This window comes from Aeromonas sp. Lyrl_2 (assembly GCF_051948815.1).
GTDB lineage: Bacteria > Pseudomonadota > Gammaproteobacteria > Enterobacterales > Aeromonadaceae > Aeromonas > Aeromonas veronii.
In genome coordinates, this window is sequence record NZ_JAYJLJ010000004.1 from 1 (window position 1) to 20643 (window position 20643).

At 59.6% G+C, this 20643-nt stretch carries 16 protein-coding genes and 6 tRNA genes; 8 read left to right on the forward strand and 14 right to left on the reverse strand.

Annotated elements, in window-relative coordinates:
• Nucleotides 1–530 precede the first annotated feature (530 nt).
• Entirely contained in the window at nt 531–3398 is a 2868-nt protein-coding gene (gene rapA, locus VF684_RS04245; protein ID WP_139440207.1) for an RNA polymerase-associated protein RapA, read from the forward strand.
• 113 nt (nt 3399–3511) lie between these two features.
• A complete protein-coding gene (gene rluA / locus VF684_RS04250) occupies nt 3512–4168 on the forward strand; it encodes a bifunctional tRNA pseudouridine(32) synthase/23S rRNA pseudouridine(746) synthase RluA (RefSeq protein ID WP_043852217.1) in 657 nt (218 codons plus the stop codon).
• A 59-nt stretch (nt 4169–4227) separates the two neighbouring features.
• Here rluA and VF684_RS04255 read toward each other — a convergent pair whose 3' ends face one another.
• The 5 genes from VF684_RS04255 to treR all read right to left on the reverse strand — a co-directional run bounded on the left by VF684_RS04255 (nt 4228) and on the right by treR (nt 9438).
• A complete protein-coding gene (locus VF684_RS04255) occupies nt 4228–4416 on the reverse strand; it encodes a hypothetical protein (RefSeq protein ID WP_005336040.1) in 189 nt (62 codons plus the stop codon).
• A gap of 120 nt (nt 4417–4536) precedes the next feature.
• Nucleotides 4537–5136, reverse strand: coding sequence for a sugar O-acetyltransferase (locus VF684_RS04260; protein ID WP_139440209.1), 600 nt, complete (start codon nt 5134–5136; stop codon nt 4537–4539).
• A 3-nt stretch (nt 5137–5139) separates the two neighbouring features.
• On the reverse strand, nt 5140–6801 hold the full coding sequence (gene treC, locus VF684_RS04265; RefSeq protein WP_139440212.1) for an alpha,alpha-phosphotrehalase: 1662 nt from the start codon (nt 6799–6801) through the stop codon (nt 5140–5142).
• A 66-nt stretch (nt 6802–6867) separates the two neighbouring features.
• Complete coding sequence (gene treB / locus VF684_RS04270; RefSeq protein ID WP_139440214.1) at nt 6868–8298, reverse strand: PTS trehalose transporter subunit IIBC; 1431 nt, start codon at nt 8296–8298, stop codon at nt 6868–6870.
• A 192-nt stretch (nt 8299–8490) separates the two neighbouring features.
• The gene (gene treR, locus VF684_RS04275; protein ID WP_139440215.1) at nt 8491–9438 is read right to left on the reverse strand and encodes a trehalose operon repressor TreR; all 948 of its coding nucleotides are present in this window, start codon (nt 9436–9438) and stop codon (nt 8491–8493) included.
• A gap of 137 nt (nt 9439–9575) precedes the next feature.
• Here treR and VF684_RS04280 point away from each other — a divergent pair, with 137 nt between their 5' ends.
• The 6 genes from VF684_RS04280 (at nt 9576) to pbpG (ending at nt 15195) form a co-directional block, all read left to right on the forward strand.
• On the forward strand, nt 9576–10526 hold the full coding sequence (locus VF684_RS04280) for an AEC family transporter (RefSeq protein WP_139440217.1): 951 nt from the start codon (nt 9576–9578) through the stop codon (nt 10524–10526).
• A 62-nt stretch (nt 10527–10588) separates the two neighbouring features.
• Nucleotides 10589–10783, forward strand: a complete 195-nt coding sequence (locus tag VF684_RS04285; protein WP_128834862.1) for a heavy-metal-associated domain-containing protein — start codon at nt 10589–10591, stop codon at nt 10781–10783.
• Between the two features lie 130 nt (nt 10784–10913).
• Nucleotides 10914–11972, forward strand: coding sequence for an L-asparaginase 2 (ansB, locus tag VF684_RS04290; RefSeq protein WP_005348754.1), 1059 nt, complete (start codon nt 10914–10916; stop codon nt 11970–11972).
• A 259-nt stretch (nt 11973–12231) separates the two neighbouring features.
• The gene (locus tag VF684_RS04295; protein WP_005336050.1) at nt 12232–13524 is read left to right on the forward strand and encodes a hemolysin family protein; all 1293 of its coding nucleotides are present in this window, start codon (nt 12232–12234) and stop codon (nt 13522–13524) included.
• Nucleotides 13525–13542: 18 nt separating this feature from the next.
• A complete protein-coding gene (locus VF684_RS04300; RefSeq protein WP_005343012.1) occupies nt 13543–14208 on the forward strand; it encodes a DedA family protein in 666 nt (221 codons plus the stop codon).
• Nucleotides 14209–14367: 159 nt separating this feature from the next.
• Nucleotides 14368–15195, forward strand: coding sequence for a D-alanyl-D-alanine endopeptidase (gene pbpG, locus VF684_RS04305; protein ID WP_005348750.1), 828 nt, complete (start codon nt 14368–14370; stop codon nt 15193–15195).
• A 342-nt stretch (nt 15196–15537) separates the two neighbouring features.
• Here the strand turns inward: pbpG and VF684_RS04310 are convergent.
• From VF684_RS04310 to alaS, 9 genes are all read right to left on the reverse strand, one after another.
• Nucleotides 15538–15614, reverse strand: a tRNA-Arg gene (locus tag VF684_RS04310).
• A 28-nt stretch (nt 15615–15642) separates the two neighbouring features.
• Nucleotides 15643–15719: transfer RNA gene (locus VF684_RS04315), tRNA-Arg, on the reverse strand.
• A gap of 29 nt (nt 15720–15748) precedes the next feature.
• Nucleotides 15749–15825, reverse strand: a tRNA-Arg gene (locus tag VF684_RS04320).
• A gap of 25 nt (nt 15826–15850) precedes the next feature.
• Nucleotides 15851–15927, reverse strand: a tRNA-Arg gene (locus VF684_RS04325).
• Between the two features lie 100 nt (nt 15928–16027).
• A tRNA-Arg gene (locus VF684_RS04330) sits at nt 16028–16104 on the reverse strand.
• Nucleotides 16105–16107: 3 nt separating this feature from the next.
• Nucleotides 16108–16200, reverse strand: a tRNA-Ser gene (locus VF684_RS04335).
• Nucleotides 16201–16414: 214 nt separating this feature from the next.
• Complete coding sequence (csrA, locus tag VF684_RS04340) at nt 16415–16603, reverse strand: carbon storage regulator CsrA (RefSeq protein WP_005336053.1); 189 nt, start codon at nt 16601–16603, stop codon at nt 16415–16417.
• A 103-nt stretch (nt 16604–16706) separates the two neighbouring features.
• Nucleotides 16707–17945: an aspartate kinase gene (locus VF684_RS04345; protein WP_005336054.1), complete on the reverse strand. Its 1239-nt coding sequence runs from the start codon at nt 17943–17945 to the stop codon at nt 16707–16709.
• Between the two features lie 16 nt (nt 17946–17961).
• Nucleotides 17962–20586, reverse strand: a complete 2625-nt coding sequence (alaS, locus tag VF684_RS04350) for an alanine--tRNA ligase (RefSeq protein ID WP_005336056.1) — start codon at nt 20584–20586, stop codon at nt 17962–17964.
• Between the last annotated feature and the right edge of the window lie 57 nt (nt 20587–20643).

Consider the following 20643-nt stretch of genomic DNA (forward strand, 5'->3'; position numbering starts at 1 on the left):
TTAACTGCTGCAACTAAAAGTTGCTTTGGTCACTTCATCAGACATTGAAAATCAAAAATTGTTTTGATGCTCGATGCTGTGAGTGCCCACACAGATTGCTTGATTCAAATTGTTAAAGAGCGACGCAACAGTGTGTTGCTGCGGGAGTGGAATTCCACTCAACCGCCTTCTCGAGTCAAGCCTTATTTTCAAAGGCTTTTCGAGGTTACCGACGAGGTTGTTTGCGTTGCCGCTTGCCCTGTCGATGGAGGCGCATTATAGGGATCTGGATCACGCTTGCAAGGGGCTTTTCGAATAAAATTCGCATTTTTGGTTCAACCGTTCACTAATTACCCAAAAAGCGCATTTATCCTGCAATAACACACCCGTTTGGCAAGCTCGCTATCCTCTAGATGGCGTGGCGATGGTAGCAGATCAAGGTTGTGGCGATTTGGTCTCTCTACATCTATATGCATGGTGATCGAGGTCACGCCTTCGGGTAACATAGCGCCCCTTTGCGATTCACACACTCTTGGGCTTTGGAGAGTTTAATGCCTTTTGCACTTGGCCAGCGTTGGATTAGTGATACAGAGACGGATCTGGGGTTGGGGACTGTCGTTGCTGTTGAAGGACGCATGGTTACCCTGTTGTTTCCGGCTACCGGTGAAAACCGCATGTATGCCAAAGAAGAGGCGCCGGTCACCCGGGTCAGCTTCAATGTGGGCGATCAGATCACCAGTCACGAAGACTGGACCATGACGGTCGAAGAAGTGCAGGAGAAAGACGGCCTACTTATATATGTAGGTGTGCGCACCGACAATGATGAGCCCGTTGCCCTCAAAGAAGTGTTTCTCAACAACTTTATCAAGTTCAACAAGCCGCAGGATCGCCTGTTCGCCGGTCAGATCGATCGGATGTCCCGCTTTACCCTGCGCTACGAGGCGCTGGTCAACCAGCACAAGCGTCGTCGCAATCCGACCCGCGGTCTGGCCGGTGGCCGGGTCAGCCTGATCCCGCACCAACTCTATATTGCCCACGAGGTGGGTCACCGCTACGCCCCGCGCGTACTGCTGGCCGATGAGGTTGGTCTGGGCAAAACCATCGAAGCGGGCATGATCATTCATCAGCAGCTGCTCTCCGGCCGTGCCCATCGGGTGCTGATCCTGCTGCCCGAGACGCTCCAGCACCAGTGGCTGGTCGAGATGTTGCGCCGTTTCAACCTGCACTTCTCCCTGTTTGACGAGGAGCGCTGCATCGAGGCATTCGCCGATGCGGAAAACCCCTTCGAGACCGAACAGCTGGTGATCTGCAGCCTCGATTTCCTGCGCAAGAAGCGTCGTCGCTTCGAGCAGGTACTGGAAGCCGAGTGGGATCTGCTGGTTGTCGATGAAGCACACCATCTGGAGTGGAGCGAAGAGGCGCCGAGCAGAGCCTATGAAATGGTGGAAGCGCTGGCCGAACAGGTGCCGGGCGTGCTGCTCCTGACCGCCACCCCGGATCAGCTGGGCCACCAGAGCCACTTTGCCCGTCTGCGCCTGCTCGACCCCGAGCGTTTCTACGACTACGACGCCTTCCTCGCCGAGGAGCAGGCCTATGGTCAGGTCGCCAGCGCCGCGCAAGAGCTGCTGGATGGCGAGACCCTGAGCGAAAACGCCAAAGCCATCCTGGCTGATCAACTGACCGGTCTGGATCTCGGCGATGCCGCCGCCCGTCAACAGGCGGTCGCCAAGCTGCTGGATCAGCACGGCACCGGTCGCGTCCTGTTCCGCAACAGCCGCGCCAACATTCAGGGCTTCCCCGAGCGTCATCTCAACGTCTACCCCATGCCGCTGCCGGAGCAGTACAAGACCGCCATCAAGGTGATGGGCATGATGGGTGGCAATGGCGGCGATCTGCAGACCCGCGCCCTGCGCTACCTCTACCCCGAGAAGATCTTCCAGCAATTTGAAGGCGACAGCGCCAGCTGGACCCAGTTTGACCCGCGCGTTGACTGGCTGCTGGAGCTGCTGACCTCTGCCCGTCAGCAAAAGGTGCTGGTGATCTGCTCCGAAGCGGCCACCGCCATCGCGCTGGAAGAGGCCGTGCGCACCCGCGAGGGGATCCGCGCCGCCGTCTTCCACGAGGGGATGTCCATCCTCGAGCGGGACAAGGCCTCAGCCTATTTCGCTCAAGCTGAGGGCGGCGCCCAGGTGCTGCTCTGCTCCGAGATCGGCTCCGAAGGTCGCAACTTCCAGTTTGCCAGCCATCTGGTGCTGTTCGATCTGCCTCTTAACCCGGATCTGCTGGAGCAGCGGATCGGCCGTCTCGATCGCATCGGTCAGCAGAACACCGTCGAAATCCACGTTCCCTATCTGGAGGGCACCTCCCAGCGCGCCTTGCAGCTCTGGTATCACGATGGCCTCGATGCGTTCGAGCAGACCTGCCCGACCGCCCGCCCGGTATTTGAAGCCGTGCGTGACGAGCTGTTCGAGCTGCTGGCTGCCAATACCGGTGATCAGGCGACCCTCGAAGCACTGCTGACCCGCACCCGCGAGTTGCACGAGCCGCTCAAGGCCAAGCTGGAACAGGGCCGCGATCGTCTGCTGGAGATCCACTCCAGCGGTGGCGAAGCTGCCAAGCAGCTGGTCGAGAAGCTGGCTGCCGAAGATGACGACACCGGCATGATCTCCTTCGCCCTCAAGATGTTCGACGAGATCGGCGTCAATCAGGACGATCGCGGCGAGAATGCGCTGGTGCTGATGCCTGGCGATCACATGCTGGTGCCCAGCTTCCCGGGCCTGCCGCAAGACGGCATGACCATCACCTTTGATCGCACCACAGCCCTGTCGCGGGACGATATGTCGTTCCTCTCCTGGGATCACCCCATGATGCGCGGCGGTATCGACCTGATCCTCGGCTCCGAGATCGGTGCCACCTCGGTGGCTCTGCTCAAGAACAAGGCGCTGCCGGTCGGTTCCATCCTGCTGGAGCTGATCTTCGTCGCCGAGTCTGCGGCTCATCCCCAGCTCTACCGCTTCATGCCGCCGACACCGATCCGCCTGCTGATGGACAAGAACGGCAACAATCTCGGCGAGAAGGTGGCGTTCGATGCGTTCAACCGCCAGCTGACGCCGGTCAACCGCCACCTCGGCAGCAAGCTGGTGACTGCGTCCCAGCCGGTGATCCATGGTCTGATCGGCCAGGGTCAGGCGATTGCCGAAGAGCTGAAGGCCGGGATTGTCGACAAGGCCCGCGCCCAGATGGCGCAGACCCTGCAGCAGGATCTCGATCGTCTGGAGGCGCTCAAGGCGGTCAACCCGAACGTGCGCGACAGCGAGCTGGAATATCTGCGCAATCTGCAGGCAGAATTGCACCACCTGATCGACCAGACCCAGCTCAAGCTGGATGCCATCCGCTTTATTGTGGTGACCCATAACTGATAAAACGGTGAAATGGCCAAACCCAACGCAAGTTGGCTGCCATGCACTTTTTATCGTGGTAACCCATAACTGATGGGGGCTTGCCCCCGCTTTGACCAAAGATGCGAGACGCTATGTTTGTATACTCACCGCCCCTGGAACCCTGGCTCGATATCCTGTTCAAGGACAAGGACATCATGGTGGTCAACAAGCCCACTGGCCTGCTGAGCGTCCCCGGGCGCGGCCCCGAGAACGAAGACAGCGTGCTGCATCGGGTCAAGCAGCAGCACCCCAAGGCGGCAGCCGCCCATCGCCTCGACATGGCGACCACCGGCGTGCTGGTGATCCCGCTCAATCCCAACTCCCACCGGGAGCTGAGCCGGCAATTCCGCGAACGGGAGACCGAGAAGCACTACCTCGCCTGGGTGTGGGGTGAACCGGAACAGGATGCGGGTGAAGTGGACCTGCCGCTTTGCGTCGACTGGCCCAACCGGCCGAAACAAAAAGTTGACCATGAGGAGGGGCGTCATGCCCTGACCCTGTGGCAGAAGCTGAAGGTGGAGAACGGCAACAGCCTGATCAAGCTGACCCCGATTACCGGTCGCTCCCATCAGCTGCGGGTTCATATGCTGGAGCTGGGTCACCCCATCCTCGGCGATAACCTCTACGCCAACCCGGATGCGCTGGCGGCGGCACCGCACCTTTATCTGCATGCGGCCAGCCTGACCATCAGCCACCCCCGCAGCGGCGAGCGGATGACCTTCGAGGCGCCGGCACCTTTCCCGGTCTGACCCCAAAATCGCAGAGATAAAAAAGCCCCCATCGCGAGATGGGGGCTTTTTCATTAGGGTCAGACGCGAATATCGATCTTGCTTCCCAGAGAAGCGCTGGCCGATGTCGGTGCAACCGGCGCTGATTGCGCTGCGTTTTGCAGCAGCTTCAGCGCAGCTTCGCCCTCTTGGGTCTGCTGTTTCTTGGCCAGGCTGGCCGTCATCAGAGCAGAACCAAACGACGCATTTGCAGAACTTGATATATCCATAGGGTTCCTCCTGCACTCAACAGTATCGGCCAAGCAGCCCCGAACATAAGCACTGAATGCAAAACAATCTGAAAGTCGCTTTTCTATCAATCAGATAGCAATAGCATTCATGGCCCCTGTTCACCGCTGGATGACGCCTTCAAGCTCCTGTGCCGTCATCGGCCGAAGCACCTTGCAAGGGTTGCCAGCCGCCACCACATTGGCGGGCACATCTTTGGTCACCACCGAGCCTGCGCCGATGACGCTGTTGTCACCGATAGTGACGCCGGGACAGATGACGACGCTGCCACCAATCCAGACGTTGTGACCGATCCGCACCGGCTTGCCGAACTCGACACCCTTGATACGTGGCGCCACCGCCACCGGGTGAGCGGCGGTGTAGATCTGCACCCCGGGCGCCAGCAGCACGTTGTCGCCGATATGTACCTCGCAGACGTCGAGGATGGTGCAATTGACGTTGGCGTAGAAGTTCTCGCCGACGAAGATATTGGCGCCATAGTCGCAGAAGAACGGCGGATTGATGGCGCACTCCTGGCCGCGGCCACCGAGCAGCTCATGAAGCAAAGCATCCCGCGCCGGTTTCTCCTGCCAGCTGGTGTTGAAAGTGTGATAGAGCCTGCGGCAGCGCTCACGTGCTGCTTTGAGCTCGGGGTCAGCCGCGTCATAGGGCTTCCCCGCCACCATCTTCTGCCACTCGGTACCGCGCACCACCTTCTCCATTACCTACTCCATCAGCCAGATCAGGGATTCATAAGGGCGCAGCATACCCGATTGCGGTTGGGCCGGGCTATCGGGGTAGTTGCCGAGCAGCAGCCGACCTTGCCCGCTTTGCAGCTCGGCAGGCAAGGCAAACTCCACCGGCTCACCGTAGAAGTTGCTCACCACCAGCAGGGTCTGACCGTTGGCACGGCGGGCATAGGCCCAGATCTGCGGGTGCCCGGTCAGCAACTCCTGATAATCCCCCAGAGTGAAGATGGGGTGCGCCTTGCGAAGGGCGATAAGATCCCGATAGTGCCAGAACACCGAGTTCTGGTCGGCCAGCGCCGCCTCGGCATTGATCTCGGGGTAGTTGGCGGCAGGCTTGAGCCAGGGCGTCCCGCTGGTGAAACCGGCGTTGGGAGCGGCACTCCACTGCATCGGCGTGCGCGAGTTGTCACGGGACTTGGTGCCGAGAATCGCGAGGATCTCGCTCTCGCTCATCCCTTCCGCCTGCTTGATGGCGAAGATGTTGCGGCTCTCTACATCCTGATAGTCATCGATGCGCTGATAGCCGGGGTTGGTCATGCCGATCTCCTCCCCCTGATAGATGTAAGGGGTGCCTTGCAGGCCGTGCAGCGTGCTGGCCAGCATCTTGGCGGCCACGACCCTATGCTCACCCTCATCGCCAAAACGGGAGACGATGCGCGGCTGATCGTGGTTGCACCAGAACAGCGCCGACCACCCCTTGCCATGCATGCCGCTCTGCCAGTGGTTGAAGATGCGCTTGAGTTCGAGGAAGTCGAACGGCGCCTTGGTCCACTTGTCGCCGTTGGGGTAATCCACCTTCAGATGGTGGAAGTTGAACACCATGGAGAGCTCGGAGCCATCGAGGGCGCCATAGCGCTGGCAGTGCTCCAGCGAAGTAGAGGACATCTCCCCCACCGTCATGGCGCCGACAGGAGCAAACACGTCGCAGCTCACATCCTGCAGGAATTCGTGGATGCGCGGCCCGTCGGTGTAGAAGCGGCGGCCATCGCCTATTTCGTCGTTGGGGAACGCCTGATCCTTGGAGATAAGGTTGATGACGTCGAGGCGGAAACCGTCCACCCCCTTCTTGGCCCAGAAGTGGATGATGTTTTTCACCTCGGCGCGCACCGCCGGATTTTCCCAGTTGAGATCCGCCTGCTCGCGGGCAAACAGGTGCAGGTAGTACTGGCCGGTAGCGGGATCCAGCTCCCAGGCGCTGCCGCCAAACTTGGATTGCCAGTTGTTGGGCACGCCGCCATCCACCGGATCGCGCCAAATGTAGTAGTCGCGGTAGGGGCTGTTTTTATCCCCCAGCGCCGACTTGAACCAGGCGTGCTCGGTGGAGGTGTGGTTCACTACTATATCCATCACGATGCGGATGTCGCGCGCGTGGGCGGCAGCCAGCAGCGCCTCGAAATCTGCCATGGTGCCGTAGGCGGGGTCGATGGCAAGGTAGTCGGCAATGTCGTAGCCGTTGTCCACCTGCGGGGATACGTAGACAGGGGTCAGCCAGAGGGCATCGACCCCCAGGGTTTTGAGATAGTCGAGGCGGGCCATGATCCCCTTGAGGTCGCCGGTGCCACGGGCAGCGGAATCCTGAAAGCTCTTGGGGTAAATCTGGTAAATCACGGCACTCTGCCACCAGGGTGTTTGGCTCATGGGTCTTTCTCTTGTCTCGAATATGAAATGGAGAGGGCGACCCGCGGGTCGCCCTGATAATCATTGTCAGGCGCTGGCTTGGGCCAACTTGCCTGCGGCTTGCTGGCGCTTGTAGACCAGCAGGGTCAGCACCACCGGCACCACGATGGCGACCAGCATGGCGATGGCAAACACCGCCCAGTATTGCGGCTGGATGGAGAGGATGCCGGGCAGGCCGCCTACCCCGATGCCGTTGGCCATCACCCCGGCGAAACCGCAGATAAGGGCCGCAAGGCTGGAGCCCACCATGGCGCACAGCATGGGGAACTTGTACTTGAGGTTGATACCGTACATGGCCGGTTCGGTCACCCCGAGGTAGGCGGATATGGCAGCAGGTACCGAGATCTCCCGCTCGTTCTCCTTGCGGCTAATCAGAATGATGCCGACGACTGCAGAAGCCTGAGCGATGTTGGAGAGGGCGATCAGCGGCCAGATTGGCGTGCCCCCCATGCTCTGCATCAGCTGCAGATCCACTGCGTTGGTGGTGTGGTGGATACCGGTAATGACCAGCGGTGCATAGAGGAAACCGAACAGGGCAGCACCGATAGGGGCGAAGGAGCCGGTCATGGCGGCCTTGGCAGCGAAGCCGACGCCCTCACCAATCCAGCGGCCGAACGGGCCGATAAAGGCGTGAGCCACGATCACCGCCAGCAGCAGCGAAACGAACGGCACAATCACCAGATAGAGATAGGCCGGAATGATCCGCTTGAGGTTGGTCTCTACCCAGGCGAGGAACACGCCCGCCAGCAGCGCCGGAATGACCTGGGCCTGATAACCCACCTTCTGGATCACGAACAGACCGAAGTCCCACACCTCGGGAGTCTGCTGGCCGATGCCGTAGGCGTTCATCAACTGCGGCGACACCAGCGTGATGCCGAGCACGATACCGAGGATCTCGGAGCCCCCCATCTTCTTCACTGCAGACCAGCAGACGCCGACCGGCAGGAAGTGGAAAATCGCTTCGCCCAGCAGCCAGAGGAAGGCATGCACCTGAGCCCAGAACTGGCTGATCTCGGTGAGGGTATGAGTGCCATCGTCGAACATCTTGATGTCGCCGATGACGTTGCGAAAGCCCAGGATCAGACCGCCGGTGATGATGGCGGGCAGCAACGGTACGAAGATCTCCGCCAGATGGGAGATGCCCCGCTCCAGCGGATTCATGTTCTGGCGAGCCGCCTGCTTGGCGGTCTCCTTGCTGCCACCGCTGACGCCGAGCTGCTCGGTCAGCGCCTTGTACCACTGCTCCACCTCGTTGCCGATCACCACCTGGAATTGACCGCCCTGGGTGAAGCTTCCCTTCACTGCCGGAATGGTTTCGATGGCCTTGCTGTCGGCCTTGGCCGGATCGTTCAGGACGAAGCGCAACCGGGTCAGGCAGTGGCTGACGGTGGCGATGTTCTCCTTGCCGCCGATCTTGTCGATCAGGGTGGCAAGCTGCTGTGCGTTGATCTTGGACATGGGTCTTCCCTCTGTGACGCCATTGAATAGTGGTCTGTATCGCCCTTTTGAGCCAGTCTGTCGGCCGGAGCGTTTTTGGTATCGTTCCCATTCAGCATGCCGACAATCTGGCCAGATCGAAATGGGAACGTTCCCAGTTCGTGGACAGCGTCACAAAAAGCGCACTTTTCGTTCAGTCTGAAGTGATGGGGCTCACAGGGTTCGGCAGGGGGCGATAGTCACCAGCGGAGGCTGATCCTGCTCAATCTGACCGAGCAGCTGACGCGCCGCCTGCTCCCCCGCCCCCTTGTAGCCCAGATCGAGACTGAGGGCGTTGGGGAAGAGGAAGCTGAGCATGGGGTTGTTGCCAAGGCCGGTCACCAGCACCTCGCTACGCCCTTGTTCTTGCAGGTATTTTGCCGCACCGATGGCGAGGGTGTCGCTGGCGCAGACCAACGCCTGGGTGGAGGGCGTCAGCAGCTCGGCCGCCAGCCGGTAGCCGCTCTGCAGGCTGAGATCGCCGAGGGCGCTGCACGGGCGCAACCCTTGCTCTGCGCAGTAAGCGAGATAGGCATCGAGGCGGCGCTGGCCGGTGGTGAGGTCCGAGGCATCCACCCCCAGATAGGCGATATCGCGGACACCACGGCTTGCCAGCTGCGCCAGCATGGTGCGCACCGCACCGGCGTCGTCGAAGCAGACCGAGGAGAAACCGGGATATTCACGAGCGACCAGCACCAGCTTCTCTTTCAGCGGCGCCATAGCGGCATAGTCCAAGTTATTGAAGGCGAACAGGATAATGCCATCCACCCCGCGCCGCTCCAGCACCGCCAGATGCTCCTGTACCTTGGCGGGGGAGAACTTGCTCTCCATCAGCACGGCATCGTAGCCACGCTGGTAGAGGGTCTCCAGCATGCCGCGCACCGCCTGGTTTTCCGAGCTGGAGTCGAGCCGCGAAACGATGATCCCCACCACCTGCTGGCTTTGGCTGCGCATGGCCCGCGCCGACTTGCTCGGCACGAAGCCGTGCTCGGCGATGATCTGCTCTACCCGCTCGCGGGTCTCCTGCTTCACCTTGGGATCCTGGTTGAGCACCCGGGAGACGGTCGACTTGCCGACGCCACTCAGTCTGGCGATATCGAGGATGGTCAGTTTCTTGTCCATGAATTGGCTCACAGGAGGCTAGGCGGTGGAATTGCCCACATTGTTGTGATTAACCCCTGTGAATACAAGCCCATGGCGTTAGAATGCCCTTTTTGCCCCGCCGTCAGGGTGTGTGGGCACAGCACAGGATGCCCATCATGGATCTGCTGGCCAGTCTGCTCTTCTCCCTCTCCATCACAGGCCCCATCTGCGTGGTGCTGCTGCTCGGCATCTTGCTCAAGCGGCTGGGGCTGCTGCCGGATCCCTTTACCGAATCCGCCTCGCGACTGGTATTTCAGGTCACCCTGCCCGCCCTGCTCTTTCTCAGTATTCTGGGTACCAACTTCGCCACCATGCCGAGCCTCTGGTTTATCGGCTATGGCCTGCTCGCCACCGTTATCAGCTATCTGGTGCTGGAACTGCTGGCCGGACGTTTTATCGGGGAGCAGCGACTGCGCGGCATCTTCGTGCAAGGTAGCTTTCGCGGCAACAGCGCCATTATCGGGCTCGCCTATGTGCAGAACGCCTACGGCCACGAGGGGTTGGGGGCGGCGGCCTTCTATGTCGGCGCGGTGACCGTGCTCTACAACATTCTCGCAGTGATCACCCTCACCCGCAGTCTCGGCGGCGCCACCGGTATCCGCCCCATTCTGCTCGGCATCATCAAGAATCCCCTGATCATCGCCATTGTGGCGGCGCTGCCCTTTACCCTGTTCGGTATCAAGATGCCGCAACTGCTGCTCACCACCGGCAGCTACTTCGCCAACATGACGTTGCCGCTGGCGCTGCTCTGCACCGGCGCCTCTCTCAGCCTCGACGCCCTGCGCGGTGGCGCAGCCATTGCCGGGTGGGCCAGTATCATGCGGCTCTGCCTCATTCCGGCTGCGTTCACTCTGGGGGCTGCTCTGCTCGGCTTCAGCCATCTGGAGCTGGGTATTCTGTTTCTCATCAGCGCCACCCCGACTGCCGCCGCCAGCTATGTGATGACCCGCGCCATGGGGGGCGACAGCGTGCTGGCCGCAAACATCATCGCCACCACCACCCTCGGTTCGCTGGTCACTACCAGCCTCGGGGCAACTCTGATGAACTACCTAGGGTTGATGTACTGACTGCTTGACCTTGCCGGAGGCGGCAGCTTTAGGCTGGCGCTCATCAACAGAGGAGATATCCCATGACCATCGAACTCACCGTGTCCGGCATGTCCTGCGGTGGCTGCGCCGCCAGTCTGCAAAAAGCGCTGCTGACCCAGCCTGCTGTCACCACCGCAACCGTCGATTTCGCCAGCAGCAAGGCCGTCATCGAGAGCGAGTTGAGCAAGGCCGAGCTGATCGCCCTGATCGAAGCCAAGGGTTTCTCTGCGAGTTAAATTATCTCCATAGAGGTATAAAACAGGTTAAAAATCTGTACTCACCTGTCTTTTGGTGAGTTTTATCACAGACCGGGTTTATTAAACGGGCAAACTTGCTGCGATTATTCCAACCATAAGGATTTGCAGCATGACCCTACCGATCCGCAAGACCCTGCTCGCCGCCGTCGTTGGCCTGACCCTCTCCCCCATGGCGATGGCGCTGCCCAATGTCCATATTCTGGCCACCGGCGGCACCATTGCCGGAGCTGGCCAGTCGGCTACCCAGTCCAACTACGAGGCAGGCAAGGTGGCCATCGAAACCCTGATCGCCGCCGTGCCCGAGATGAAGAACGTGGCCGATGTGCAGGGTGAGCAGGTGGTGAAGATCGGCTCGCAGGACATGAACGACGAGGTGTGGCTCAAGCTGGCCAAGCGGGTCAACGAGCTGCTGGCCAAGGATGACGTGGATGGCATCGTCATTACCCACGGCACCGACACCATGGAAGAGACCGCCTACTTCCTCAATCTGACCGTCAAGAGCGACAAACCGGTGGTACTGGTTGGCGCCATGCGCCCCTCCACCGCCATGAGTGCCGATGGCCCGCTCAACCTCTACAACGCCGTGGTGACCGCCTCCGACCCCGCCTCCAAGGGTCGTGGCGTGATGGTGGCGATGAACGACACCGTGCTCGATGCCCGCGACGTCACCAAGACCAACACCACCGGGGTGCAAACCTTCGCCTCCCCCAACTTCGGCCCGCTCGGTTACATCCACAACGGCAAGATCGACTATCAGCGCAGCCCGGCCCGTCTGCACACCAGCAAGACCCCGTTTGACGTGAGCAAGCTCGACAAGCTGCCGCAAGTGGGCATCGTCTACAGCTACGCCAACGCCACCGACTTGCCGGCCAAGGCGATGGTGGATGCCAAGTTCGACGGCATCGTCAGCGCCGGGGTGGGCAACGGCAACCTCTACCACACCCTGTTCGATACCCTGGCCAAGGCGAGCAAGGATGGCATCCGCGTCGTGCGCTCCGCCCGCGTGCCGACCGGCGCCACCACCCTGGATGCCGAGATCGATGATGCCAAGTACGGCTTCGTGGCCTCCGGCACTCTCAACCCGCAGAAAGCGCGGGTGCTGCTGATGCTCTCCCTGACCCAGAGCAAGGATCCGGCCCAGATCCAGCGCTGGTTCCAGCAGTTCTGATAAGGCGTTTCTGAACTGAGATGAGAAAGGGCGGGACTTCCCGCCCTTTTCCATCCTGCCATGCCACTTCGCCAATCTCCCGCTTTGTCCATGACACCATTTGGCGGGGTCATCCTTCCCTTTTCCAGCCATCTTTTCCAGCCATCCCAGAGCGCTGTCATCAAATTAGCGAGCCGGATCACCCGCTTTCACAAGCGCATCGCCGCCAAATTCATTACACTGCCAGCGATCTTATCCACTCAAGGAGTGCTGTTGCTGTATGGAAATATTGATCCTGCTGGGATTGATTTTGCTTAATGGCGTCTTCGCCATGTCAGAAATCGCCATCGTCACCGCACGCAAGGCTCGCCTCGGCAAGCTTGCCTCTGAAGGCAACCGCTCCGCCGCCATTGCCCTCAAACTGGGCGAAGACCCGACCCATTTTCTCTCTGCCGTCCAGATAGGCATCACCAGCATAGGTCTGCTCAACGGTATCTACGGCGAATCCCTGCTGGCCCAGCCCTTCTCCCTCTGGTTGCAGGAGTGGGGGCTCCCGGCCAAGAGCAGTGGCCTGATCGCCACCATCATAGTGGTGGTGGTGGTTACTTACCTCTCCATCGTGGTGGGGGAGCTGGTGCCCAAGCGGCTGGGCCAGCTCAATGCCGAGCGCATCGCCTGTCTGGTGGCCCGCCCCATGCACTGGCTCGCCACCCTGACACGCCCCTTCGTCTGGCTGCTGTCGGCCTCCACCAATGCCAGCCTGCGGCTGCTGCGGGTCAACCAGAACGGCAGCGCCAACGTTACCGAGGAGGAGATCCACGCCATGCTGGTGGAAGGCTCGGAAGCCGGGGTAATCGAGGATCATGAGCACACCATGCTGCGCAACGTCTTCCGTCTCGACGAGCGCAGCCTCTCCTCCCTGATGGTGCCGCGCAGCGATATCCGCTATCTGGATCTTGCGCTGCCGCTGGAGACCAACCTGCAGCGGCTGGTGGAGTATCGCCACAGCTATTTTCCGGTCTGCGACGGCAACCTGTCAGAATTGGTGGGTATCATCAATGTCAGCAAGGTGCTGCACGCCTATATCAAGGGGGAGCCCATCGATCTGGCTGCCCTGACCCAGGAGGGCAGCCTGCTGCCCGAAACCCTCAACGGCGTCGAGCTGCTCAACCACTTCCGCACCCACAGCGAACAGATGGCGCTGGTGGTTGACGAATATGGCGAGCTGCAGGGGCTGGTCACCCAGCAGGATCTGCTGGAGGCACTGGCGGGGGATTTCCAGCAGGAGGATGGCGAGGACAACTGGGCATTCCGGCGCGCCGACGGCAGCTGGCTGCTCGATGGCCTGATCCCGCTGCCAGAGTTGAAGGATTGTCTGGAGCTGGTTCGTCTGCCTGAAGAAGAAAAACATCACTATCACACCCTCGGAGGGCTTATCATGCTGCTCCTTGGTCGTGTTCCACAAACCGGAGACCTGGTGACACTGGAACAGTGGCAACTGGAAATTGTTGACATGGATGGCCTGCGCATCGACAAGGTGCTAGCCATGCCCTTGACCGATCAACCCAGCTAACCTGCGGAGTTTGCAAGTATGGAGCAGTTTTACCAACTGGCTCACGCCTTTATGAATCACGATCTGAACACACTTTCCGATCCCAAGATGGCCTTCATGATCTGTGGTGTGATTCTGACGTTTCTGGTACTGGAAAACGGATTCATCCCTACCGCCTTTCTGCCCGGTGACAGCCTGCTGATCCTCACCGGCGTACTCATCTATCAGGATGTGTTGTCTCTCGGGGTGATCCCGCTGTTGATCATGGCCACCTTTGTCGGCACCTGGCTCGGTTACATGCAGGGGCGCTTTCTCGGCCACACCCAGCTCTACCATCGGCTGATGTCCCACGTGGAAGAGCGACACCAGCAGAAGGTCTACCACCTGCTGGACAAGTACGGGATCATCACCCTGATCACCGCGCGCTATATCGCCTTCGTGCGCACCGCTTACCCCTATATCGTGGGTGCCACCGAGCTGCCCCAGGGGCGCTTTCTCATCGTCAATCTGATCAGCTCCATCATGTGGATCTGCCCGCTGGTCGGGTTTGGCTACTACCTGAGCCACACCAAGCTGGCCGCCGAATACCAGACCCAGTTCTTCAACATCATCATCTATCTGCCGGTGGCCCTGCTGGTGGGTGGCATGGTGGCACTGGTCTGGCGCTGGATCAGCAAACGCAGGGCCGCGCAGCCGCGGGATTGACCCCTAGCCCAACGCCCGACCCGAAAGCCCTCGCCAGAGGGCTTTTTTGATCGCCAATTTTGCGCAAATAGCAGAAATAGTCCCGCTCGGCCCTTGTAAAGCCGGGGTAAAAATGAGTGAATCTAGCGCCTTTTTTTGGATGGGAATGGAGTCGGTTGTATGTGGTGTCGGATTCGCGCAGCAGCGCTGGTTGTCGGGTTGATGGGAATGTTGGGATTGCCTGCGGTCAGCGCGGCACCCAACCCTGCCAAACTGGAAGTACGCTCGAGCAGCGCCCTGGTCGTGGATGTAAAAACGGGCAAGACGCTCTACCAGAAGAATGCCACCAAGGTGCGTCCCATCGCCTCCCTCACCAAGCTGATGACAGCGCTGGTGGTGCTGGATGCCAAACAGAATCTCAACCAGACCATCACGGTCGACAAGAACGATCTGGATCGGGTCAAACACACCCATTCCCGCATCCGCATGGGCACCAAGGTGACCCGCCGCGACGCCCTGCATCTGGCGCTGATGTCCTCCGAAAACCGGATGGCCTCGGCACTGGCGCGTCACTATCCGGGCGGTCGCAGCGCCTTCGTGCGAGCCATGAACAACAAGGCCAGACAGCTGGGTATGCGTAATACCCACTTCTACGACTCCACCGGCCTCTCCACCCGCAACGTTTCCACCGCCCAGGATCTGGGCAAGCTGGCCGCCGCCGCCTATCGCCAGCCGCTGATCCGTCAGTTCACTCAGGATGAGAACCGGGAGATGCGCTTCAGCGCCCCCGCCTACAGCCTGATGTTCAACAACACCAACCCGCTGGTGAAAAACCCGGATTGGGACGTGCGCCTCTCCAAGACCGGCTTCACTGACGAGGCAGGACGCTGTCTGGTGATGCGCGCCAAACCGGACAGCCGCGAGCTTGCCATCGTGCTACTCAACTCGGTGGGCAAACGCACCCCTATCGGCGATGCCAACCGCATTCGCAAATGGTTGAAAAGCTGAGTGGATCTCTTCACAAAAAAGGATGCTGCGGCATCCTTTTTTATTGCCCGCAAAACGCCTCAGCAGGCCTTGCAGGATGTTGATGAGCGAACCCTGAGTGTGATCTTCGCAGCATCTGCCGTTGCAACAGCAGGTATACAGGGCGCCTATAGATGAGGCAAAGGGTGGCAAGGGGTTGCACCGTTCAGAAGAACTGTGCGCAATCACAGAAAGGGGAAGAAATGAGGACAAGAACAGCCAGGTAAACGGGCGATCCACCCGCAACAGCGCACGGGGGTCCGCACCAAAAGCTAAATATCGCCCATAAAAAAACAGCCCCGACCGAAGTCGAGGCTGTCTATATGGTGCGCCCGAGAGGATTCGAACCTCTGACCACCTGGTTCGTAGCCAGGTACTCTATCCAGCTGAGCTACGGGCGCTCATAAACTTTTGGTACTGCTTGAAATATGGTGCGCCCGAGAGGATTCGAACCTCTGACCACCTGGTTCGTAGCCAGGTACTCTATCCAGCTGAGCTACGGGCGCTCACAAACTTTTGTGTACTGCTTGAAAAATGGTGCGCCCGAGAGGATTCGAACCTCTGACCACCTGGTTCGTAGCCAGGTACTCTATCCAGCTGAGCTACGGGCGCTCATAAATCGTTGTGTCGTTTTAAATGGTGCGCCCGAGAGGATTCGAACCTCTGACCACCTGGTTCGTAGCCAGGTACTCTATCCAGCTGAGCTACGGGCGCCCTGTTTTAAAACGATAAAAAAAGCTTACTTATCAGTAAGCCTTTTCCAAAGTGTCGACTTGCTGATGGTCAACACATGACTCTTGCTTGAGTCGTAATATGGTGCGCCCGAGAGGATTCGAACCTCTGACCACCTGGTTCGTAGCCAGGTACTCTATCCAGCTGAGCTACGGGCGCAAATGGCGGAGAAGGGGGGATTCGAACCCCCGATGCGGGTATAAGCCGCATACTCCCTTAGCAGGGGAGCGCCTTCAGCCTCTCGGCCACCTCTCCGTTTGCGGGGCTGATAATACTTCACAGGGATTTTTAGTCAAACACTTTTTTGGAGAAAAAAGCGTGTTCGCTCAGCATTTGGTCAAAGCGTGGAATATTCAAACAATATCGGCACTTATCCCGCAGTTTCGCGCCCTGCAGGGCAATTTCAGGGGGCCGGAAAAAACAAAAGGCGACACATGAGGTGTCGCCTTGTCACAGCTATGAAAGTGGCTTAGAAGCCCGGTTGGCCCGGAACTTTCTCGGCCTGGATGCGCTGGTAGATCTCTTCGCGGTGTACGGAGACCTCTTTCGGCGCGTTAACACCGATACGGACCTGGTTGCCTTTAACGCCCAGTACGGTGACAGTCACTTCATCACCAATCATCAGGGTTTCCCCAACACGACGAGTCAAAATAAGCATTCGCTTGCTCCTGTATCCTGTTTTGTTTTTATATCGATATGCGACATTATCTAACAAAGATACCGATATGGTAAATGGTTGAAACTAAATCAATCAGAGATTGTTAGCCCAAGGGCTGCTCTTGCGGTGCCTGATCCAACCCGAAAGCCGCGTGCAGGGCTCGCACCGCCAGCTCCAGATACTTCTCGTCAATCACCACAGAGATTTTGATTTCAGAGGTCGAGATCAACTGCATGTTGATCCCCTCCTCGCCCAATACCTTGAACATGGTGCGCGCAACACCGGGATGGTTCCACATGCCGACACCGACAATGGAAACCTTGGCAATTTCGCCATTTCCCTGCACGCAGGAGGCGCCAAGTTCGGTGGCGGTCTCCTCCAGCAGTGCCCGGGCGCGGCGATAGTCATCACGATTCACCGTGAAGGTGAAGTCGGCGGTGCCATCTCCCAGGGTGTTCTGCACAATCATGTCGACATCAATGTTGGCGTCGCTGATCGGATTCAGGATCTGCGCGGCAACGGTTGGTCTGTCCGGCACGCCCAGAATGGTCAGGCTGGCCTCGTTGCGGTTAAAAGCGATCCCGGATACCAGGGGAGCTTCCATCCTATCACCTCCATATGTGATTAAGGTTCCCTCTCCATCGATAAAGCTCGACAGCACCCGCAGCGGGACGCGGTACTTGCCCGCAAACTCCACCGAGCGGATCTGCAACACCTTGGCGCCGAGACTGGCCATCTCCAGCATCTCCTCGAAGGTGATGGTGTCAAGACGACGCGCCTTGGGCTCGATGCGCGGATCCGTGGTGTATACCCCATCCACATCGGTAAAGATCTGGCACTCATCGGCCTTGATGGCCGCCGCTACAGCAACCGCCGTGGTATCCGAACCGCCGCGGCCCAGCGTCGTGATGGCGTTATGCTCGTCACGGCCCTGGAAACCGGCGATCACCACCACCTTGCCCGCAGCCAGTTCAGCATGAACCAGCTCGGTGTCGATGTGGGTGATGCGCGCCTTGCCATAGGCGGAATCGGTGTGAATCCGTACCTGATCACCGGTCATTGAGACCGCCGGGCAACCGCGTTTGTTCAACGCGATCGCCAGCAGCGCTATGGTGACCTGCTCACCGGTGGAGACCAGTACATCCATCTCCCGCCGGTTGGCATCAGGATCCAGCTGCTGGGCCATGCCCAGCAGCCGGTTGGTTTCGCCCGACATGGCGGAGACAACCACCACCACGTCGTGTCCCTGGGCGCGGGTCTGCTCGACCCGCTCAGCTACCGCCTCGATCCGCTCCAGTGTGCCAACCGAGGTGCCGCCGTACTTCTGTACATAGAGTGCCACAGATCACCTCGCCCGATTACAGGCGCTCTTCCAGCCAGGAGTGAACGGATTGCAGCGCTGCCGGCACCGCCTCAGGCTGGGTACCACCCGCCTGTGCCATGTCCGGACGGCCACCGCCCTTGCCACCCACCTGCTGGGCAACCAGATTGACCAGTTCACCGGCCTTGACCTTGCCGGTCAGGTCGTTGGTGACGCCGGCGATCAGGTTGACCTTGCCATCGGCACAGGTGGCCAGCAGCACGACACCGGACTTCATCTGGTTCTTCAGCTCGTCCAGCATGCCGCGCAGGGATTTCGGATCGGCCCCTTCCAGCGCTGCAACCAGCACCTTCTGACCGTTGATCTCGATTACCTGGCCCAGCAGGTCGTTACCGGCCTGAGCGGCCAGCTTGGCCTTGAGCTGCTCCAGCTCGCGCTCCATCATCTTGGCCTTGTCCAGCATCTGGCGAACCTTGTCGGCGATGCAGAACTGATCACCTTTCACCAGTGCAGCAGCCTCTTCGATCTGCTCGCCAACCTGATGCATGAAGTCGATGGCCGCTTTGCCGGTCACCGCTTCGATACGGCGCACGCCAGCAGCGATGCCGCTCTCGGCGATGATCTTGAAGAAGCCGATATCACCGGTGCGCTTGGCGTGAGTACCGCCGCACAGTTCGGTGGAGTAGTCGCCCATGCGCACGACACGCACGTCGTCTTCATATTTTTCACCAAACAGCGCCATGGCACCGGCGGACTTGGCCGCTTCCAGATCCATCAGCTGGGTGGTGATTTCATGGTTGGCGCGGATCTGGTTGTTTACCAGCTCCTCGACCCGGCGAATGGTCGCCATGGTCAGTCCCTCGAAGTGGGAGAAGTCAAAGCGCATGCGCTCGGCCCCAACCAGAGAACCTTTCTGGGTGACATGCTCGCCCAGTGCCTGACGCAGGGCTGCGTGCAGCAGGTGAGTCACGGAGTGGTTCAGGGCGATGGCCTGACGACGGTCAGCGTCTACCACGGCCTCGACCTCGGCCCCTTTCTCCAGGGTGCCCAACTCCATGTAACCCTTGTGGATGATCGCCTTGCCCGCTTTCAGGGTGTCGGTCACGGCAAAGATGCCGTCGTCCACTTTCAAGGTACCGCTGTCGCCGATCTGGCCGCCAGACTCGGCGTAGAAGGGGGTCTCTTCCAGCACGATGACCGCTTCGTCACCGGCGATAAGACCGCTCACCTCTTCCACACCCTTGTAGATACCGACCACGCGGGTACGCTCGGTCAGAGTCTTGTAACCGGTGAAGGGGGTCTCGAAGTCGAGCTTGAGCATCTCGTTGTAGTTCACGCCGAAGCTGGAGGCCTCTTTGGCACGAGCACGCTGCTTCTCCATCTCGGCCTTGAAGCCCTCTTCGTCGATGCCGATCTCGCGCTCGCGCACCACGTCGGCAGTCAGGTCGGCTGGGAAGCCGTAAGTGTCATACAGCTTGAACACCACCTCACCCGGAATAACCTTGGCATCACCCAGGTTGGCCAGAGCGTCTTCCAGCAGCAGCAGACCGCGATCCAGAGTGCGGACGAACTGCTCCTCTTCGATGCGCAGCACGCGCTCGACCAGCGGCAGCTGGGCGATCAGCTCGGCAGCGACATCCTTCATCTGCACTGCCAGCTCGGCAGCCAGTTTGTAGAAGAAGACATCGGTCGCGCCCAGCTTGCGACCGTGACGCACGGCGCGGCGGATGATGCGACGCAGCACATAGCCACGACCTTCGTTGGACGGCATCACGCCATCTGCCACCAGGAAGGCGCAGGAGCGGATGTGGTCAGCGATGACGCGCAGGGACTGGTTGCTCAGATCGGTGGTGCCGACAATCTCGGCCGCTTTCTTGATCAGCGCCTGGAAGATGTCGATTTCATAGTTGGAGTGGACACCCTGCATGATGGCGGAGATACGCTCCAGACCCATGCCGGTATCCACGGACGGACGCGGCAGCGGCTCCATGGTGCCGTCAGCCTGACGGTTGAACTGCATGAAGACCACGTTCCAGATCTCGATGAAACGGTCACCATCCTCTTCCGGTGAGCCGGGACGGCCACCCCAGATGTGATCGCCATGGTCATAGAAGATCTCAGTGCAGGGACCGCACGGGCCGGTATCGCCCATCGCCCAGAAGTTGTCGGAGGCGTAAGGTGCCCCCTTGTTGTCACCGATGCGCACGATGCGATCGGCCGGGACACCGACCTCTTTTTCCCAGATATCGAAAGCTTCATCATCAGTCGCGTAGACGGTCACCAGCAGGCGATCTTTCGGCAGCTGCAGCACCTCGGTCAGGAAGCCCCATGCAAACTTGATGGCATCCTGTTTGAAGTAGTCACCGAAGCTGAAGTTGCCCAGCATTTCGAAGAAGGTGTGGTGACGAGCGGTATAGCCGACGTTTTCCAGATCGTTGTGCTTACCACCGGCACGCACGCAACGCTGGGAAGTCGTAGCACGATTGTAGGCACGCTTGTCTGCGCCAAGGAACACGTCCTTGAACTGGTTCATACCCGCGTTGGTAAACAACAGGGTCGGGTCGTTATGCGGTACCAGCGAGCTGGAGGAGACAACCTGGTGCCCCTGGGAACGGAAATACTCGAGAAACGCAGCGCGAATCTCTGACGTGGACATATACATGGAAAATCCTGCTTGATTCGAATACGGACTTTTAACCGCATTAATGTAAGTTTTCTG

What these genes read in the sequence shown, in the direction of transcription:
- rapA (WP_139440207.1), top strand. Translation starts at nt 531, where the DNA reads ATGCCTTTTGCACTTGGCCAGCGTTGGATTAGTGATACAGAGACGGAT.
- rluA (WP_043852217.1), top strand. Translation starts at nt 3,512, where the DNA reads ATGTTTGTATACTCACCGCCCCTGGAACCCTGGCTCGATATCCTGTTC.
- VF684_RS04255 (WP_005336040.1), bottom strand. Translation starts at nt 4,416, where the DNA reads ATGGATATATCAAGTTCTGCAAATGCGTCGTTTGGTTCTGCTCTGATG.
- VF684_RS04260 (WP_139440209.1), bottom strand. Translation starts at nt 5,136, where the DNA reads ATGGAGAAGGTGGTGCGCGGTACCGAGTGGCAGAAGATGGTGGCGGGG.
- treC (WP_139440212.1), bottom strand. Translation starts at nt 6,801, where the DNA reads ATGAGCCAAACACCCTGGTGGCAGAGTGCCGTGATTTACCAGATTTAC.
- treB (WP_139440214.1), bottom strand. Translation starts at nt 8,298, where the DNA reads ATGTCCAAGATCAACGCACAGCAGCTTGCCACCCTGATCGACAAGATC.
- treR (WP_139440215.1), bottom strand. Translation starts at nt 9,438, where the DNA reads ATGGACAAGAAACTGACCATCCTCGATATCGCCAGACTGAGTGGCGTC.
- VF684_RS04280 (WP_139440217.1), top strand. Translation starts at nt 9,576, where the DNA reads ATGGATCTGCTGGCCAGTCTGCTCTTCTCCCTCTCCATCACAGGCCCC.
- VF684_RS04285 (WP_128834862.1), top strand. Translation starts at nt 10,589, where the DNA reads ATGACCATCGAACTCACCGTGTCCGGCATGTCCTGCGGTGGCTGCGCC.
- ansB (WP_005348754.1), top strand. Translation starts at nt 10,914, where the DNA reads ATGACCCTACCGATCCGCAAGACCCTGCTCGCCGCCGTCGTTGGCCTG.
- VF684_RS04295 (WP_005336050.1), top strand. Translation starts at nt 12,232, where the DNA reads ATGGAAATATTGATCCTGCTGGGATTGATTTTGCTTAATGGCGTCTTC.
- VF684_RS04300 (WP_005343012.1), top strand. Translation starts at nt 13,543, where the DNA reads ATGGAGCAGTTTTACCAACTGGCTCACGCCTTTATGAATCACGATCTG.
- pbpG (WP_005348750.1), top strand. Translation starts at nt 14,368, where the DNA reads ATGTGGTGTCGGATTCGCGCAGCAGCGCTGGTTGTCGGGTTGATGGGA.
- csrA (WP_005336053.1), bottom strand. Translation starts at nt 16,603, where the DNA reads ATGCTTATTTTGACTCGTCGTGTTGGGGAAACCCTGATGATTGGTGAT.
- alaS (WP_005336056.1), bottom strand. Translation starts at nt 20,586, where the DNA reads ATGTATATGTCCACGTCAGAGATTCGCGCTGCGTTTCTCGAGTATTTC.